Source organism: Streptomyces sp. P6-2-1 (genome assembly GCF_050613165.1).
GTDB lineage: Bacteria > Actinomycetota > Actinomycetes > Streptomycetales > Streptomycetaceae > Streptomyces.
Genome location: NZ_CP192513.1, coordinates 4,257,749 through 4,275,376, shown reverse-complemented (window position 1 = coordinate 4,275,376; position 17,628 = coordinate 4,257,749). Strand labels below are relative to the sequence as shown.

Annotated in this window: 14 protein-coding genes; 2 read left to right on the top strand and 12 right to left on the bottom strand. The window is 73.5% G+C overall.

Annotation, left to right across the window (positions count from 1 at the left end; genetic code table 11):
• Nucleotides 1-55 precede the first annotated feature (55 nt).
• The 8 genes from ACQYWQ_RS18405 to ACQYWQ_RS18370 form a co-directional block, all read right to left on the bottom strand.
• Nucleotides 56-1,027: an ABC transporter permease gene (locus tag ACQYWQ_RS18405; protein ID WP_431035928.1), complete on the bottom strand. Its 972-nt coding sequence runs from the start codon at nucleotides 1,025-1,027 to the stop codon at nucleotides 56-58.
• Entirely contained in the window at nucleotides 1,014-2,015 is a 1,002-nt protein-coding gene (locus ACQYWQ_RS18400; RefSeq protein ID WP_431035926.1) for an ABC transporter ATP-binding protein, read from the bottom strand. The genes ACQYWQ_RS18405 and ACQYWQ_RS18400 overlap by 14 nt, the downstream gene beginning before the upstream one ends.
• Entirely contained in the window at nucleotides 2,012-3,259 is a 1,248-nt protein-coding gene (locus tag ACQYWQ_RS18395; protein WP_431035924.1) for a LolA family protein, read from the bottom strand. The genes ACQYWQ_RS18400 and ACQYWQ_RS18395 overlap by 4 nt, the downstream gene beginning before the upstream one ends.
• A gap of 153 nt (nucleotides 3,260-3,412) precedes the next feature.
• On the bottom strand, nucleotides 3,413-4,423 hold the full coding sequence (locus tag ACQYWQ_RS18390; protein WP_431035923.1) for a polyprenyl synthetase family protein: 1,011 nt from the start codon (nucleotides 4,421-4,423) through the stop codon (nucleotides 3,413-3,415).
• A 317-nt stretch (nucleotides 4,424-4,740) separates the two neighbouring features.
• Nucleotides 4,741-5,553 carry an HAD family hydrolase gene (locus tag ACQYWQ_RS18385; RefSeq protein WP_431035921.1) on the bottom strand — a complete coding sequence of 271 codons (813 nt, stop codon included), beginning with the start codon at nucleotides 5,551-5,553 and terminating at the stop codon, nucleotides 4,741-4,743.
• Between the two features lie 146 nt (nucleotides 5,554-5,699).
• Nucleotides 5,700-6,908 (bottom strand): FAD-dependent oxidoreductase, encoded by a 1,209-nt coding sequence (locus ACQYWQ_RS18380; RefSeq protein ID WP_431035919.1) that lies wholly within the window; start codon nucleotides 6,906-6,908, stop codon nucleotides 5,700-5,702.
• A 188-nt stretch (nucleotides 6,909-7,096) separates the two neighbouring features.
• The gene (locus ACQYWQ_RS18375; RefSeq protein ID WP_431035918.1) at nucleotides 7,097-8,350 is read right to left on the bottom strand and encodes an ATP-grasp domain-containing protein; all 1,254 of its coding nucleotides are present in this window, start codon (nucleotides 8,348-8,350) and stop codon (nucleotides 7,097-7,099) included.
• Between the two features lie 346 nt (nucleotides 8,351-8,696).
• Entirely contained in the window at nucleotides 8,697-9,629 is a 933-nt protein-coding gene (locus ACQYWQ_RS18370) for a helix-turn-helix transcriptional regulator (protein WP_431035917.1), read from the bottom strand.
• Nucleotides 9,630-10,041: 412 nt separating this feature from the next.
• Between ACQYWQ_RS18370 and ACQYWQ_RS18365 the strand changes: the two genes are divergently transcribed.
• Nucleotides 10,042-10,731, top strand: a complete 690-nt coding sequence (locus ACQYWQ_RS18365; protein WP_431035916.1) for an alpha/beta fold hydrolase — start codon at nucleotides 10,042-10,044, stop codon at nucleotides 10,729-10,731.
• A 137-nt stretch (nucleotides 10,732-10,868) separates the two neighbouring features.
• On the opposite strand, the gene ACQYWQ_RS18360 is transcribed toward ACQYWQ_RS18365, so the two are convergent.
• Nucleotides 10,869-11,399, bottom strand: a complete 531-nt coding sequence (locus ACQYWQ_RS18360; protein ID WP_431035915.1) for a GNAT family N-acetyltransferase — start codon at nucleotides 11,397-11,399, stop codon at nucleotides 10,869-10,871.
• A 111-nt stretch (nucleotides 11,400-11,510) separates the two neighbouring features.
• Between ACQYWQ_RS18360 and ACQYWQ_RS18355 the strand changes: the two genes are divergently transcribed.
• Entirely contained in the window at nucleotides 11,511-12,143 is a 633-nt protein-coding gene (locus tag ACQYWQ_RS18355) for a Uma2 family endonuclease (protein ID WP_431035914.1), read from the top strand.
• 36 nt (nucleotides 12,144-12,179) lie between these two features.
• Here the strand turns inward: ACQYWQ_RS18355 and recQ are convergent, their stop codons facing one another.
• The 3 genes from recQ to ACQYWQ_RS18340 form a co-directional block, all read right to left on the bottom strand.
• Nucleotides 12,180-14,165: a DNA helicase RecQ gene (recQ, locus tag ACQYWQ_RS18350; RefSeq protein ID WP_431035913.1), complete on the bottom strand. Its 1,986-nt coding sequence runs from the start codon at nucleotides 14,163-14,165 to the stop codon at nucleotides 12,180-12,182.
• A gap of 229 nt (nucleotides 14,166-14,394) precedes the next feature.
• A complete protein-coding gene (nuoN, locus tag ACQYWQ_RS18345) occupies nucleotides 14,395-16,059 on the bottom strand; it encodes an NADH-quinone oxidoreductase subunit NuoN (RefSeq protein WP_431035911.1) in 1,665 nt (554 codons plus the stop codon).
• Nucleotides 16,056-17,627: an NADH-quinone oxidoreductase subunit M gene (locus ACQYWQ_RS18340; RefSeq protein WP_431035910.1), complete on the bottom strand. Its 1,572-nt coding sequence runs from the start codon at nucleotides 17,625-17,627 to the stop codon at nucleotides 16,056-16,058. The genes nuoN and ACQYWQ_RS18340 overlap by 4 nt, the downstream gene beginning before the upstream one ends.
• Nucleotide 17,628 lies beyond the last annotated feature (1 nt).

Genomic DNA, 17,628 nt, shown 5'->3' with positions numbered 1-17,628 from the left:
CGGGGGCCGGGGATCTCCGGCAGAGGGCTCGGGCGGGCGTTCGGGCGGGGACCGCTCAGGTCGTGATGTCCTTCGTGCTCAGCCGCGCCCAGGCGAGCGTGCCGAAGAGCGCCACGTAGACGGCCTGGAGGCCGAGGTTCTTCACGACGCCGTCCCACAGGAGCGGATCGCGGACGAGGTCGGCGAAGGAGAGCCAGTGGTGCGAGAAGAAGTACGGCTGGAGCGCGGAGAGTTGCGGGATCACATCGAGGATCTGAACGGTGATGACGAGCCCGACGGTCGTCGCCATCGCCGCGATGCCGCTGTTCGTCAGCGTCGAGACGAAGAGGCCGAGCGCGGCGACACCGAGCAGTGAGGCGGCCACGACGAGCGCGATGAGCAGCGCGCGTTCCAGGCCCTCGCCGAAGCCGATGCGCGTGCCCGAGATCGTCGTGAGGTCACCGGCGGGGAAGAGCGCGAGCCCGGTGAGCAGCGCGGCGAGGGTCACGACGCCGGTCGCCGCCGCGCAGAACACCGCGACGGCCCCGTACTTCGTGAGGAGGAGCCGCGTACGGCCCGCCGGGGCGACGAGGAGGTACCGCAGCGTCCCCGCGCTCGCCTCGCCCGCCACCGCGTCGCCGGCGACGACCCCGACCGCCATCGGCAGGAAGACGGGCAGCGTCGCCGCGAGCGCGGTGAAGACGAGGAAGAGGCCGTTGTTCGTGATCTGCGCCGCGAACGCCGGTCCCCCGCCGTGCGGGCCCGCGCCGCCCCCGCCGCCCGTCTCGATACGTACCGCGATCCCGATGAGCACGGGGATCGCGGCGAGCACCCCGAGCAGCGCGAGCGTACGGCCCCGGCGGAAGGTCGTCCGCAGTTCGCCCGCGAGGAAGCCGGAGCCGGGGAAGGCCGTACGGGTCCGGGCGGCGCCCCCGCGCCCGGCTTCCCCGCGCCCCACCTTCGCCCCGGCCTCCGCCTCCGCCTCCGCGTCCGCCCCGACCTCCGCCCCGACCTCCGCCTCCGCCTCCGCCCGCTCAGCGTCCGCCATCGAAGCCCTCACCCGTCAGTTCCATGAACCTCTCCTCCAGCGTGATCGCCTCCGTCCCGAAGGCCCGCACCCGCACCCCCGCGCCGACGAGCGCCGCGTTGAGCGCGGCGGGGTCGAGTCCGGCGGGCGGTTCACCGCTCAGCCGCCCGGGCCCCTCGGGGCGTACGTCCCTGACGCCGTGGGCCGCCAGGACCCGTACGGCCTCCTCGGTGTCCCACGTCGTCACCGTCACGCGGGCCGCGCGCGCGGCGAGCAGTTCGGCGACCCGGCCCTGCGCGCGCAGGCGGCCGGCCGCCATGACGGCGACGTGGTCGCAGACCTGCTCGATCTCGTCGAGCAGGTGCGAGGAGAGGAAGACGGTGGTGCCGTCGGCGGCGAGCGCGCGGACGAGGGCGCGGATCTCGCGCATCCCCTGCGGGTCCAGGCCGTTGGTCGGCTCGTCGAGTACGAGGAGGCGGCGCGGGCGGAGCAGCGCGGCGGCCAGGCCGAGGCGCTGCTTCATGCCGAGCGAGTACGTACGCGCCTTGCGGTGCGCGGCGGGGGCGAGCCCGACGCGCTCCAGGGCCTCGGCGACGCGCCGCTCGCGGTCGGCGCGGGACGCGGTGGGGTCGGCGGCGTCCATGCGGCGCAGATTGTCGCGGCCCGAGAGGAAGCCGTAGAGGGCGGGGCCCTCGATGAGCGCGCCGACGTGCGGCAGCACGCGCCGCTCGGCGCCCGGCATCTCACCGCCGAGCAGGCGCGCGCGGCCCGCGCTCGGCGCGATGAGCCCGAGCAGCATCCGGATCGTCGTCGTCTTGCCCGAGCCGTTGGGCCCGAGGAAGCCGAAGACGCTGCCCTCGGGCACGCGCAGGTCGAGCCCGTCGACGGCGAGCCTGTCGCCCGGGTACCGCTTGGTCAGGCCCTCGGTCTCGATGACGAAGGGCCCGGCCGCCGCCGGGGCGGTGATCCCGGCGGCGACCGCTCGCGCTTCCTCAGGTCGTGCGCTCACTTCTGCGACTCGGCCGCCTTCACGAGCGTGTCCTTCGTCACCGCGCCCGCGTAGACGTGGCCGTCCTCGGTGAGGAGGACGTTGACGAGGCGGGTGGAGAAGAGCCGCCCGGTGCCGAAGGAGCCCTTGACCTCCTTGGCGAGGCTGTCGACGAGCTGCCCGGCCTGCCCGGACCGTCCGCCGTCCGCCTTCGAGGAGGCGAGCCCGCCCGCTTCGGCGGGAAGGTCCAGGCGCGCGACGGTGGTCCAGCCCTCGCCGTACGTACGGGCCCCGCCGAACGCGTCCTTGAGCGCCCCCGCGTCGGGCGTGGCCGCGCCGTCCTCCGGCGCCCGCTTCTTCGGCCCGGTGACCTCGGTGCCCTTCGGCGGCGTGAACGAGAAGGTCTTCGCGTCCGGCGCGGTGAAGCTCACCTTCGTGAAACCCGCCTCGACGACCGGCTTGCCGCCGTCGCGCGCGGTGAGCGTGGCCCGCAGCGGGGTGCCCGTCTTCGCGTCGACGAGGACGCGTACCGCCTTGACCGTCGAGCCGGACTGCTTCGGCTCGATGAGGAGCTGGTAGGCGTCCCTGCCCGCGACGCGCGCGGTGCCGTCCACGCGGACCGAGGTGTGCGCGTCGACCGCCTTGAGCGCGCGGTCCGCCAGCTCCTGCGGCGTCAGGGCCGTGTACGGCGCCTGCTCCTGGTGCCGCTCCGCCGGTACGTCGAGCCGGACGGCCTTGTCGCTCGCGCTGTCGTAGGCCCACGCGTGCGCACCGTCGCGGATGATGCTGTACTCGGCCGCGTCCTCCAGGATCGAGAGGCGCTGGCGCTCGGGCCCGTCGGCGGCCACGCGCAGCGTGTGGGTGCCGCTCGCCAGCTCCGTGAGCCTGGCCTGCGGGTCGGCGTCGCCCTCGTTGCCGCCGCTGCCCCGGGAGGCTCCGCCGAGGCCGCCGACGGCGGCGCCGCCGAAGCCGGGGAGACCCAGGTCCGTACTGACGCGGACCGTGCCCGAGAAGTGCTCCTCGTGCGCGCCGGCGAGCTTCGCCACGAGCTGATACGCGGTCAGCTCGGGGAGGTCGGGGTCGCCGCTGTCCGCGAGGGCGGGGACGAGGCCGACCGCGAGCGCGGTCACCCCCACGACCGCGGCGGGGACCGCGTACCTGGCCGCCTTGCGGCGTGCCGCCCGGTACCGGCTGTCCTCCGGCCGGTCGTCCTTCAGCAGATCGTCTTCCGCGTGTGCCGTCATCCGTGCCACCTCCGTCGCCATTCTCCCCCGGGGGCTCCCCTCCGGTCTGTACCCATCTGACCAGAACGGGGGCGGCGAAGCGTCAGTCCTGGGGACCGAAGTGACGTACCCCTGTGGGATGACGGGCTCGGGGTTGTCCCCTACGACGCCGGGTGGAGGGCTCCCCCCAGCGGCTCACCCGACCCGGTGGACCACCGCGTCACACAGGTCGGCGAGCGAGGTGCGGGCCGGGGTGTCGGGGAGGGCCTGGAGCGTGGCGCGCGCGTCGTGGGCGTAGCGGGCCGTGTCCTCGCGGGCCTGGGCGAGGGCCGGGTGGACGCGCATGCGGGCCACCGCTTCGGCGAGTTTCGAGTCATCCGTGAGGTCGCCGCGCAGGAGTGCGTCCAGCTCGGTGTCCTCCGCGAGGCCGAGCCGCGCGATCCGCTCGCGCAGCCGCAGCACCGGCAGCGTCGCGATGCCCTCGCGCAGGTCCGTGCCGGGCGTCTTGCCCGACTCGTGGCTGTCGGACGCGATGTCGAGCACGTCGTCGGCGAGCTGGAAGGCGACACCGAGCCGCTCCCCGTACTGCGCCAGGACCTCCACGACCTCGTCGCCCGCGCCGGACATCATCGCCCCGTACCGCGTCGCGACGGCGACGAGCGAGCCGGTCTTGCCGCTGAGCACGTCGAGGTAGTGGTCGACAGGGTCGCGGCCGTCCTGCGGCCCCGCCGTCTCCAGGATCTGGCCCGTGACCAGCCGTTCGAACGCCTCGGCCTGGATGCGTACCGCCTCGGGGCCGAGCCCGGCGAGGATCTGCGAGGCGCGCGAGAAGAGGAAGTCGCCCGTGAGGACGGCGACGGAGTTGTCCCAGCGCGCGTTGGCGCTGTCCACGCCGCGCCGCACGGTCGCCTCGTCCATCACGTCGTCGTGGTACAGCGTCGCGAGATGCGTCAGCTCCACGACGACCGCCGAGGGGACGATGCCCGGTGCCTCCGGGTCGCCGAACTGCGCCGCGAGCATCACCAGGAGCGGGCGGAACCTCTTGCCCCCGGCGAGTACGAGGTGCTGCGCCGCTTCGGTGATGAAGGGCACCCCGCTCTTGGTCGCGTCCAGCAAGCCTTCCTCGACAGCCGTCAACCCGGCCTGGACATCGGCTTCGAGAGCCTGGTCCCGCACGCTCAGCCCAAACGGCCCGACGACGGTCACGAAGGGTTCTCCTGTCTGCTGACGATCACACGGTGTGTCGATGTGTCGCTGCTGCCTCTCAAGGCAGCGTATCCGGTCCCCTTTCGATCACAGAGAGCGCCTGCCCGACCAGCACAGGCGGTATGCGACCGACGCCGGTATGTTCGTGATCAACTCATATGAGCCGAAAGCGTTCCGTACCCGCACGGACCCGCGCGGATGCGGCGGACCCGCGCGCAGTGACAGCTGTCGACCCTATCCGCCCACGGCCCCATCCCCTCCGTACCCCCGTACGGGTGCGCCACCCCCACCCGCGCGGGCCCGCGTCCCCGCCCCCCTCACGCCCCGTACAGGCGCTCCAGGACCACGGCGACCCCGTCCTCCGTGTTGGCGTGCGTCACCTCGTCCGCGACGGCGAGCAGCTCCGCGTGCGCGTTCGCCATCGCGACGCCGTGCCGCGCCCAGCCGAACATCGGGATGTCGTTGGGCATGTCGCCGAAGGCGATCGTGTCGGCCCCCGTGAGCCCGAGCAGTCCGGCGGCCCGTTCCAGGCCGTACGCCTTCGAGAGGCCGCGCGGCTGCAGCTCGACGGCGCCGGGGCCCGCCATCACGACGTTCACGAGGTCCCCGACGACCGCGCGCGCGACCTCGGCGAGCGCGTCCTCGGTGCGCCCTCGCGCCATCAGGAGCACCTTGCAGATCGGCCGCGACCACAACGCGGCGCGCCCCCGCACCCGTACGGAGGGCAGCGTCGGCGGCGGCGTGACGAAACCGGGTTCCATGAGCATGAGGCCGTCGCTGCCGTCCTGGTTGACGCCCGCGTACACCTGCCCCAGCTCCGCCTCGATCTTGCCGAGCGCCGTCTCGGCCAGCTCGCGCTCCATGCGGACGGAGTGCACGAGGCGGTCCGAGTCCGCGTCGTAGACCTGCGCGCCCTGGGCGCACACGGCGAGGCCCCGGTAGCCGATCGCGTGCAGGAGGGCGCGGGTCTGGGGGGCGGGGCGGCCCGTCACGACGATGTGCCGCGCGCCCGCGCGCCCGGCCCGCGCGAGCGCGGCTCTCGTGCGCGCGGTGACCGTGTCCCGCTGGTCCCGCAGGAGGGTGCCGTCCAGATCGGTGGCGACGAGGGAGTACGGGGACGCTGCGGCCATGCGGCACAGGATAAGGAGGTGGAAGGTGTGACGGGAGGGGCGTGCCGAATGTGACGGGGGCATGAGCGGTGGCCTCGCGGGGGCGGCGGGGGTGCCCGGCCCGCCCTCGCGGTCGGGGCCGCGCGGGGCTCGTGCCTCCGCCGCCCTCAGCCGTGCGCCCGCCGGAGGTGCGCCGCCAGCCGCGGCGAGGCGTAGGCGGTGCCGCAGACGAACCGCATGACGGGGCCGTACGAGGCCGCCGCGGGGAGCCCGGTGAAGTAGAGGCCCGGGAGCGAGGAGACGAATCCGGCACCGAGACGGGGGGCGCCCCTGCTCGTGTCGAGCGCCGCGCGCAGGCCCGCGTCGAGGAAGCCGAGCGCGGCGACGTCGACGCGGTAGCCCGTCGCCGCGAGCACATGATCGGCCCGGACCTCCTCCGTACGGCCGTTCAGACCCCTCACCCTCACGACGAGTTCTTCGTCCTTCCGGGTGACCCCCTCAACGGCCCGTACTTCCTGAGTCGTCACTCTTCCCTCGTACCGCTCGCGCAGCCACCAGGCGCCGAGCGGGCCGAGGACGCGCCGCACACCGAAGTGGCGGGCGCCTGCGGGCAGCGCGCGGTAGAAGCCGGGGTGGTAGCTGAGGACGTGCAGCGACCAGGCGTTGCCGAAGGGCGAGGAAGGGCGCAGGCGCGGCTGCCGCCACGGGGGCGCGCCGAAGGCGACGGCCCCCCTGCCGCGCGCCACGAGCCGTACCCGCGCCCCCGCCTCCGCCGCGAGGACGGCGCTCTCCAGGGCCGACTGGCCCGCGCCGACGACGAGCAGGTCCCGGCCGGCGAAGGCCGAGAGGTCGGCGTGCCGCGAGGCGTGCGTGACGGGCGCGGGCGGACCCGCCGCGGGGGCGTCGGCGGCGGCTTCGGCGAGCGCGGGCGGGAGGTGCGCGAAACCGGTCAGCCCGGTCGCGACGACGACCGCCCGCGCCGTGAACCGCTCCCCCGAACCGAGCTTCAGCGCGAAGCCGCCCCCGCTCGCCGTCGCCACGGACACGACCCGTTCGCGTTCGAGTCCGGGGACGAGGCGACGCTGGAACCATGCGCCGTAGCGGACGAACGTCTCGATCGGCACGAGGTCCTCGTCCGTGACGAGAGGCCGGAGACCGGCCGCCTCGCAGTAGTCGACGAGCGTGTGTCCCTGCTCCGGGGCGTCGAGATCCGAGGCCGCGGGCGTGGACTTGAGGACCATTCCGGCGGGCATGTGCTCCCGCCAGCTCACCATCGGCTCCCCGAAGACCCGCACGGGAAGCCCCCGCGCCCGCAGGTGCGCGGCGGTGGACAGGCCGTAGGGACCGGCCCCGATGACTGCGACGGGCTGTATCACGTGGGTCCTCCCGGGACGGGGGTGCGGGTGCGGGGGGGTACGGGTGCGGGGTACGGGTGCGGCGGGGGCGGGGTGCGGGTCCTGGGGCGTGCGGGTCCGTCCGCGGTCGTACGGATCGTTCGCACGTCGTACGGAGGGGGCCGGGCCGGGGCGCCCCGCGTGCGGAGGTCCCCTCACGCCCGCCCGAGTCACCCCCGCCCGAGGCGGCGCGCGCGCCACAGCGCGTGGCCGTGGCGGAGCGCGGGGCGCAGGGAGCGGGCGAGCATCGCGGCGAAGGGGGCGGGGTCGTCGGCGGCGAACCAGGCGAGTTCGGTGCCGCGTGCGCGGCGCGGGGCGTGCGGGGTCGTGTAGCCGCTGCGGTGGTAGGCGAGCAGGGCGGGCAGGTCGATGTTCTCGACGACGTAGCGGTGGCCCGCGCGGGGTACGCCCGGCGGGACCGGGCGGCCCGTGAGGTGGAGGTGCTGGGCGCGGACGACGTCGATGCCCGCCGTGTTCTCGAAGAGGCGGAACTGCGCGCCCGCACGGGGGTTGAAGTCGAGAAGTTTGTAGCGGCGGTCGCGGCGGTCGAAGCGCAGGTCGAGGTCGATGATGCCGGTGAAGCCGAGTTGCTTGACGAAGTCGGAAGCGAGGGCGGCGAGTTCGGGGTTGTCGACCACGTACGCCTGGGCGGTCATGCCCGCGTGCGGGGGCCAGGAGCGGACCTTGACGCCGGTGAAGAGGGCGAGGGGCCTGGACGCCTCGTCGAAGTAGCCGTGCACGATCCAGTCCTCGGCGCTCTCCCTGGGGAGGTACTCCTGAAGAATGACGCCGGGTCTGTCGCCCCACTCGCGGGCCAGGCTCCTCAGCCCCTGGGCGGAGGCGACCCGTGTCGTGCCCCCGACGGCGGGACGGCTCCTGCGCACGAACGCCTCGCGGTTCTTGACGATGACGGGGAAGCGCGCGTGGGCGGCGAACTCCTCGACGTCGGCGGCGCTTTCGGGGAAGGACGTCTCGGGTGTGTCGACACCGTGGGCGCGGCACGCCTCGTACAGGCCCTGCTTGCTGGCGAGCGAGCGGGGCAGCGCGGGGTCGACGGGCGGGACGAGGAAATGCCCGCCCAGTTCCTCGCGGTGCTCCGCGAGGAGGACGGCGGCCTCCTCGTCCGTCGGGAGGAGGACGGCCGGGCGGCCGATACGGGCGCCGATCCGGAGCAGGCCCGCCACGAGCCTGGCCGGTTCCTCCGTGCCGGTCGTGGGCCACACGAAGGCGCGGCGCAGGTAGCGGGAGTGCGCGGCGGGCGTGTGGCGGTCCTCGGTGATCGCGTGCACGGGCACGCCGAGACGGCCGAGACTGCGGATCACGCCGACGCCGCCGTGGTGGAGCGGGTAGTCGCCGAACTTCACGACGAGGGCGGGGACGGAGGTGTCGAGCGCGGGGCGGGCGGCGGAGACGGGGGTGGGCACGGGGGTGGAGACGCTGACGGGGGTGGGGACGCTGACGGGCGCGGGGCCGCGTGCGCGGGGAGGCCGCCCCGCGCCCGTACCGCCGCTCTCCCGCCCCCTCCCGCCGCCGTCTCTCCCCGTACCGGCCGTACCGGCATGTCCGACGTCCTCGCTGGCCACGGGCCCCCCACGCGTCCGGTCCTCGGGCCCGCGCCCCCGAACCGGGCGGCGACCCCCGAGGGACGCTAAGCCGGAATGCCCCGCTCCAGCAATAACTTTCCGGACATTGCGAACTCTTTAGGCATACCACGTGAACCAGACGCCCCGCCTGCCCCCAGGAGCCCCTCATGCCGCCCATGTCCGTTGCTCACTGGCGGGCTCGGGCGGCCTCCGCGAACCGCGCGGCGAGCGCGGCGACCTCCGCGCGCAGCTCCTCGCCGCCCTCGACGCGGAAACCGTAAGGGACCCTCGCGAGCCATTCGCGCGCGTACATACCGGGGTTGCGGGTGCTGCCGACGAGGACGCAGCTGGTGTCGTCGAGCGCTTCGACGCGGCCCATGTGCGGCCGCAGCCAGGGCGCGACGTCGGCGAGCGGCGCGTCGAAGACGACGCGGGTCGCGAACTCCCAGCCGAGGCCGAGGTGTTCTTCGAGGGCGGCGACCGGGTCGAGGTCCGGGGGCGGGGTGAAGCGCCTGCTCAGCCTGCGGACCGCGCGTATGCGGTCGACGCGGTACGTACGGACCGCGCCCGCGCGGTGCGAGTGGCACAGCAGGTACCAGCGGCCCTGGCGGACGACGAGCGCCCAGGGGTCGACCTCGCGCTCCCCCTCGGGGTAGCCGATCAGCACGCGGCTGCGGGTCGCCACGGCCCCGGCGAGTTCGGCCGTGAGGACGGGGTCGGGACGGGTCGCGTACGGATCGGGCGCGGCCGCCGCGTACGCGCTGAGCAGCGCGGCCTGCCGCCCCACATCGGCGGGCAGCGCCCGCACGACCTTCCCGAGCGCGGTCGCGACCAGCTCGGGCCGCCCGCCGAGCACCGCCATGACGAGCCCGAGCGCCTCCCCCTCCGTGAACCGCACGGGCGCGAGCCGCGCCCCGCGCCCCAGCCGGTACCCGCCCCCTGGCCCCGGCACCGACTCCACGGGCACCCCCGCCTCGCGCAGCATCCCCACGTACCGCCGCACGGCCCGTTCCGTCACCCCGAGCCGCCCCGCCAGCTCCCCGGCCCCGATGCCGGGCCGGTCCCAGAGGAGATCGAGCGTGCGCAGGGCGCGGGCGGTGGGGGTGAGGTCGGCGGGCACGAGGGGGAGGGTAGCGGGGCAGCGGGCGAGTGGGGGCGGGCGGCTTCGGGCCCGGCGCTCACCGGGACGCCCCGCAGGTCTCACGGAGTGCAGGGGCCCGGCCGGGCCCGCTCCGGCCACCGCCACCCGGAGCGACCCCCTCCAGCTGGTCGGCCACCTCCTCGAAGAAGGCGGACAACGAGGCCGGTTCCTCCACGCGCCGCGTGCGGAGGCGGACGCGCTCGCCGTCCGTGCGGTCCAGCAGGGGCCCACCTCCGGGAATGACGTCCTGGTGCCTCCGCTCCACCGGCGGCGACCCGGCGGACGGGTGCCGTTCCGGGGGGCGGGGAATCGCGGCAGGGAAACGTCCGGATCTGCTTCTACGGTGGGGGCTCGGCCGCGCGGGCGCTCGGCCGCACGGAAGGGGATCGGCATGGACGTGGTGCTCATCGGTGGGCTGTGGCTCGACGGGGCGGCGTGGGAGCGGGTGGTGCCCGAGGTGGCGGCGCTCGGGCACCGGGCCGTGCCCGTGGCCTTGCCGGGGCAGGGGGACGGGAACGCCGCCGCCACGCTCGACGACCAGCTCGACGCCGTACTCGCCGCCGTGGACGCGGCGCGGGGGCCCGTCCTCGTCGTGGGGCACTCCGCCGCCTGCGGGCTCGCCTGGCTCGCGGCCGACCGGCGGCCCGAGAAGGTCGCGAAGGTCGCGCTGGTCGGCGGGATTCCGGTCGCCGACGGCAAGCCGTACGCGGACTTCTTCGAGGTACGCGACGGAGCGATGCCCTTCCCCGGCTGGGAGCCCTTCGCCGGGCCCGAGTCCGACGACCTCGGCGAGGAGGGCCGCAGCGCCCTCGCGGCCGCCGCGATCCCCGTCCCCGAGGGTGTCGCGCGCGGCACGGTCCGCCTCACCGACCCCCGCCGCTACGACGTTCCCGTCCTCATGGTCTGCCCCGAGTTCACCCCCGCCCAGGCCCGCGCCTGGACCGCGGCGGGCGACATCCCCGAACTCCCCCTCGCCAAGGACGTCGACTACGCCGACATCGACGCGGGCCACTGGCCGATGTTCACCCAGCCGGCCGCCCTGGGCCGCATCCTCGCGGAGGCGGCCGACGCGTTGGGATGAGGACAGGGCGCGGGGCGGAGACGGATACGGGGGGCGGCGCGGGGACGGCCTCCGCCCCGGTGACGCCTCCGCCCCGGTGACGCCTCCGCCCCTGTGACACCTCGGCCCCTGTGACGCCTCCGCCGGAGTGCCGGGTCTCAGCGGGCGCTCCGGCGGAGGTCCCGGACGTACCGGTCGAAGGGGCCGCCCTCCTCGCCGGGCGCCCGTTCCCCGGTGATGAACCCCGCTCGGCGCGCGACCGCCACGGACGCATGGTTGTCCGGCTCCACCTGGATCACCGCCTCCACCGCGCCCTCCGCCGCCGCGTACCCGCACACGAGCCGCACCGCCCGGGTGGCGAGGCCGCGCCCCCGCCGGGCCGGGTAGAGGCCGTAGGCGACGTTCACCTGCCCGGCTCCCGGCCCGTCCCCCGCGAACCTCAGATCGGCCGTCCCCGCGAGCACCCCGCCCGCCCGGATGCCGAACGCGCGGAGCGGCCCGGCCGTCTCCCACTGCTCCCTGCAGTGGCGGACGTACGCCGCGACGCCCTCCCGGGTCCCCGGGCCGCCGTTGAGCCGCCGTACGAGCGCTTCGTCCTCGCCCGCGAGGTGGGGTTCCACGTCCTCGGGCCGCAGGGGCGACAACGTCACGGTTCCGTCCGTCAGCTCCGTCAGCCTCGTTTCACGCATCCCGCGATGATGCGGCGCCCAGCCCCTCCCCCACCGCCCCGTTCACCCGTTCATAAGCGCTTTCCGGGCATCCGGCCGATACGCTGGCGAAAGTCGTCCAGACTCCGGCGCATGGGAGCCCTGATGAGCATCGACCCGATCGAGCCCCCGGCGGCGCGAAACGCGTGGCCGGTGCCTCCGCGCGGCGGGTGGACCGCCGACGACCTCGACACACTCCCGGACCTGCCTCCGCACACGGAGCTGATCGACGGGAGCCTCGTCTTCATGAGCCCGCAAACCCGCTTTCACGTCTGGGCTGTGGACTTCTTCAACCGGCATCTGGTGGACGCTCTCCCGGAGGGACTGGACGTCCTGCGGGAGTTCACCATCGACATCGACGAGCAGAACCGTCCGGAACCGGACGTGATCGTCTTCCGGACGGACGGCGTGGAGGAGCACACCGACACGAGGCTGCCCGCTTCGTCCGTCCTCCTCGCGGTCGAGGTCGTGTCACGGGAATCGCTGACACGCGACCGCGAGACCAAACCGCTCAAGTACGCGCGCGCGGGCATCCCGCACTACTGGCGCGTGGAGGACACCGGGGATCACGCCGTCGTCTACACCTTCGAGCGCGAGCCCGCGACGGGCGCCTACGTCAGCACGGGCATCTTCCACGAGCGGATGAAAGTGACCGAGCCCTTCGCGCTCGACCCGGATCTCGGCCGGATCATGCGCAACCGGCGCGGGAAGCCCTCGGAGAGCTGAGCCCAGGGGACGGCTCGCTCAAGCCCCCCCACCCCCTCACCCCTCCCGCGCCGCCTTCAACGCCGCGACCACCCCTTCCCCGTACGTCGCCCGCTTCTTCTCGCCCACGCCGCTCACGCCGACCAGGCCCTCCACCGAGTCCGGGCGGGCCGCGACGATCGCGCGCAGGGTCGCGTCGGTGAAGACGATGTAGGCGGGGACCGCCTGTTCACGGGCCTGTTCGGCGCGCCAGGCGCGCAGCGCCTCGAAGAGGGGGACGTCGGCCTCGGGGAGATCCACGGGCGGCTTCTTCGCGCCGCCGCGCCCGCCACCGCCGCCGCCCGAGGCGCGCGGGGCCTTCTTCGGCTCCTTGCGGAGCATCACCTGCCGCTCCCCGCGCAGCACCGCGCCCGCCTCCTCCGTGACGGACAGCGTGTTGTACTCGCCCCCCACCTCCAGGAGCCGCTGCGCGAGCAACTGCCGGACAATGCCCCGCCATTCGGTCTCGCTCAGGTCCTCGCCCACCCCGAAGACCGAGAGCTGATCGTGGTCGAAGCGGATGACCTTCGCCGTGCGCCTGCCGAGCAGGATGTCGATGATCTGGCCCGTGCCGAAGCTCTGGCCGCGCTCGCGGCGCAGCCGGATCACCGTGGACAGGGCCTTCTGCGCGGGCACCGTGCCGTCGAAGGCGTCGGGGCTGCCGTGCAGGCAGTTGTCGCAGTTCCCGCACTTCTCGCCGGTCTGCTCCTGCCCGAAGTAGGCGAGGAGCTGGGCGCGGCGGCAGCCCACCGTCTCGCACAGCGCGAGCATCGCGTCCAGGTGCGCGCCCGCGCGGCGGCGGAACGCCTCGTCGCCCTCGCCGCCCTGGAGCATCTTCCGCTGCTGCACGACGTCCTGGATGCCGTAGGCGAGCCACGCCGTCGACGGCTGCCCGTCACGGCCCGCACGGCCCGTCTCCTGGTAGTAGCCCTCGACCGACTTCGGCAGGTCCAGGTGGGCCACGAAACGGACGTCCGGCTTGTCGATGCCCATGCCGAAGGCGATGGTCGCGACGACGACGAGGCCGTCCTCGCGCAGGAAGCGGGACTGGTGCAGCGCGCGCGTACGGCCGTCGAGACCGGCGTGGTACGGGACGGCCTTGACGCCGTTGTCGTTGAGGAAGGCCGCGACGCGCTCGACGCTGTTGCGCGAGAGGCAGTACACGATGCCCGCGTCCCCGGCGTGCTCCTCCGTGAGGAAGCGGAGGAGCTGGCGGTTCGGGTTGTCCTTCGGGACGATCCGGTACTGGATGTTCGGGCGGTCGAAGCTCGCCTCGAAGTGCTTGGCCCGGTCCATGCCGAGCCGCTCGGTGATCTCCTTGTGCGTCGCCCGCGTCGCCGTCGCGGTCAGCGCGATGCGCGGGACGTCCGGCCAGCGCTCGCCGAGCACCGCCAGGTTCAGGTAGTCGGGGCGGAAGTCGTGGCCCCACTGGGCGACGCAGTGCGCCTCGTCGATCGCGAAGAGCGAGACCGTGCCGCGCGCGAGGAGGTCCAGGGTCGCCGGGACGCGCAGGCGCTCGGGGGCGAGGTAGAGGAGGTCCAGCTCGCCCGCGAGGAACTCCGCCTCGACGGTGCGGCGCTCGTCGAGGTCGAGCGTCGAGTTGATGAAGCCCGCGCGGACGCCGAGCGCGCGCAGCGCGTCCACCTGGTCCTGCATGAGCGCGATGAGCGGCGAGATGACGACGCCCGTGCCGGAGCGGGCGAGCGCGGGGATCTGGTAGCAGAGGGACTTGCCGCCGCCCGTCGGCATGAGGACGACCGCGTCGCCACCCGAGACGACCTGCTCGATGATCGCCTGCTGCTCGCCCCGGAACGAGTCGTACCCGAAGACGCGCTTGAGGATCTCGGCCGGCTCCCCCTGCGGGGCGCGGGCGGCCCCCGAGGAGGCGCCCGCCGCCGGTGGCGCGTCCTCCTCGAAGCTCTCCGGGGCGTTGTCCCAGCCGCCCCAGAGGTCGGGGTCGTCGAAGGCGGTGTCGCTCTCGGTCACGCCGTTCGGCTCGTCCATCGTTCACGTCCCGCTCGTCCGGTCGTTCCTGTCCCAGCAACCATAGGCATAACGGGGGACAGGTCGCGGAGGGTTATCCACAGGTGACACCGTGCGGTATGACAAACGGGCCCCGGGGCTGCGCCCCAGGACCCGCTTCGTGGGGCTCCGCCCCACACCCCGCTCCTCAATCTCCCCCAGCCTTCGGCCGGGGGGACCCCCAGCGGGCTGGATTCTTGGGTGCTGGGTACTACCTGACGAACACCCCCGCCGACCCCGCCAGGTCCAGGAAGTACTGCGGTGCCACACCGAGCACCACCGTCACGGCGACCCCCAGCGCGATCGCCGTCGTCGTCAGCACCGACGGCACGGCGACCGCAGGGCCGTCCGGCTTCGGCTCGCTGAAGAACATCAGCACGATGACGCGGATGTAGAAGAAGGCCGCGATCGCCGAGGAGAGCACGCCGACGATCACCAGCGGGATCGCGCCGCCCTCGGCCGCCGCCTTGAACACCGCGAACTTGCCCGCGAACCCGCTGGTCAGCGGGATGCCGGCGAAGGCCAGGAGGAAGATGCCGAAGACGGCGGCGAGCAGGGGCGACCTGCGGCCCAGGCCCGCCCACTTCGACAGGTGCGTGGCCTCGCCGCCCGCGTCCCGTACCAGCGTGACCACGGCGAAGGCGCCGATCGTCACGAAGGAGTAGCCGCCCAGGTAGAAGAGGACGGACGAGACGCCGTCCGGGTTCGTCGCGATGACACCCGCGAGGATGAACCCGGCGTGCGCGACCGAGGAGTACGCGAGCAGCCGCTTGATGTCGGTCTGCGTGATCGCGATGATCGCGCCGCCCAGCATCGTGACGATGGCCACGCCCCACATCACGGGGCGCCAGTCCCAGCGCAGCCCCGGCAGGACCACGTACAGGAGTCGGAGCAGGGCGCCGAACGCGGCGACCTTCGTAGCCGCCGCCATGAAGCCCGTGACCGGGGTCGGGGCGCCCTGGTAGACGTCCGGGGTCCACATGTGGAAGGGGACGGCGCCGACCTTGAAGAGCAGGCCCATCACGATCAGCGCGCCGCCGATGAGGAGGAGCGCGTCGTTGCCCATCGTGTCGGCGAGCGCCGGGTTGATGGAGGTGAGGTCGCCCTCGACGACGCGCGCGATGACCCCGTACGACATCGAGCCCGCGTACCCGTACAGGAGCGCGATGCCGAAGAGGAGGAACGCGGAGGAGAAGGCGCCGAGGAGGAAGTACTTGACCGCCGCCTCCTGCGAGAGCAGCCGCTTGCGGCGCGCGAGGGCGCACAGCAGGTAGAGCGGCAGCGACAGGACCTCCAGGGCCACGAAGAGGGTCAGCAGGTCGTTCGCGGCCGGGAAGACGAGCATCCCCGCGAGCGCGAAGAGCGAGAGCGGGAACACCTCCGTCGTCGTGAACCCGGCCTTCACCGCGGCCTGTTCGGACTCGGAGCCCGGTACGGCGGCGGGCTGGGCGGCGAAGGAGTCGACGGGCTCGCCGTGCGGGGAGGGGTCGAGTCCCCGTTCCGCGAAGGTGAACACGGCGACGAGTCCCACGAGCAAGATCGTGCCCTGGAGGAAGAGCGCCGGCCCGTCGACGGCGAGCGCGCCCATCGCCGCGATGTGCGCCTTCGTCGTCCCGTACCCCTGGGCGGCGAGGACGACGACGGCGGCGAAGGCCCCCGCCAGCGCCACGACGGACAGGAGGAGCTGGGTCGTGCGCCGGGCGCGGCGCGGGACGAAGGCCTCGACGAGGATGCCGAGGATCGCCGCGCCGAGCACGACGATCACGGGCGAGATCTGCGCGTACTCGATGTGCGGGGTGCTGATCTTGTCGATCGGCCCCGCCGCGCTCGTCAAGGCGCCGGATGTCCACAGGCTGTGGACGGCCGTGGCTGTCATTTCACTGCCTCCACGTGCGGTTGCGGGTCCTTCTCGTGTACGTCGGACATCGTCTGCTTGACCGCCGGGTCGATGACCTCGGTGACCGGCTTCGGGTAGACGCCGAGGACGACGAGCAGCACGATCAGCGGTACGGCGACGACGAGTTCGCGTGCGCGCAGGTCACCCATCGCGGAGACCTCCGGCTTCACGGGGCCCGTCATCGTGCGCTGGTAGAGCACGAGCACGTACAGCGCGGCGAGGACGATGCCGACGGTCGCGACGATGCCGAGCGCCTTGTGGCGTTCGAAGGTGCCGACGAGGACGAGGAACTCGCTGACGAACGGAGCCAGTCCCGGCAGCGAGAGCGTCGCGAGCCCGCCGATGAGGAACGTCCCCGCGAGGACCGGGGCGACCTTCTGCACCCCCCCGTAGTCGGAGATGAGCCGCGAGCCGCGCCGCGAGATGAGGAACCCGGCGACGAGCATCAACGCGGCCGTAGAAATACCGTGGTTGACCATGTAGAGCGTCGCGCCGGACTGGCCCTGCGAGGTCATCGCGAAGATGCCCAGGATGATGAAGCCGAAGTGCGACAGCGAGGCGTACGCGATGAGGCGCTTGATGTCGCGCTGGCCGACCGCGAGCAGCGCCCCGTACAGGATGCTGATGACGGCCAGGACCAGGATCACGGGCGTCGCCCACTTGCTGGCCTCGGGGAAGAGCTGGAGGCAGAAGCGCAGCATCGCGAAGGTGCCGACCTTGTCGACAACTGCCGTGATGAGTACGGCGACCGGCGTGGACGCCTCGCCCATCGCGTTCGGCAGCCAGGTGTGGACGGGCCACAGCGGGGCCTTGACCGCGAAGGCGAAGAAGAAGCCCAGGAACAGCCAGCGTTCGGTGGACGTGGCCATCGAAAGAGAGCCGTCCGCACGGGCGCTGAGGATCTCGGTGAGCGAGAACGTGTGCGTGACGGTGTACAGGCCGATCACCGCGGCGAGCATGACGAGTCCGCCCGCGAGGTTGTACAGGAGGAACTTCACCGCCGCGTACGAGCGCTGGGTCGCCTCCTCCTGCGCGTCCCGGCCGCTCGCGCGGTCCCCGAAGCCCCCGATGAGGAAGTACATCGGGATGAGCATCGCTTCGAAGAAGAGGTAGAAGAGGAAGACGTCGGTGGCCTCGAAGGAGAGCACCACCATCGCCTCGACGAGGAGGATCAGCGCGAAGAAGCCCTGAGTGGGACGCCAGCGGCGGCTGTTGGTCTCCAGGCCGTCCGGCTCGTGCCAGCCGGCGAGCATGACGAACGGGATGAGCAGCGCCGTGAGCGCGATCAGGACCGTACCGATGCCGTCGACGCCGAGTTCGTAGCGGACCCCGAAATCGGCGATCCAGCTGTGGGACTCCGTCAGTTGGTAGCGGCCGCCGTCCGGGTCGAAGCGGACGAGCACGGCGAGCGCGAGAGCGAGCGTGGCGAGCGAGAAGAGCAGCGCCAGCCACTTCGCCGCCGTGCGCCGGGCGGCCGGGACCGCCGCGGTGAGCACGGCGCCCACCGCGGGCACCGCGGCCGTCACGGTCAGCAGGGGGAAGGACATG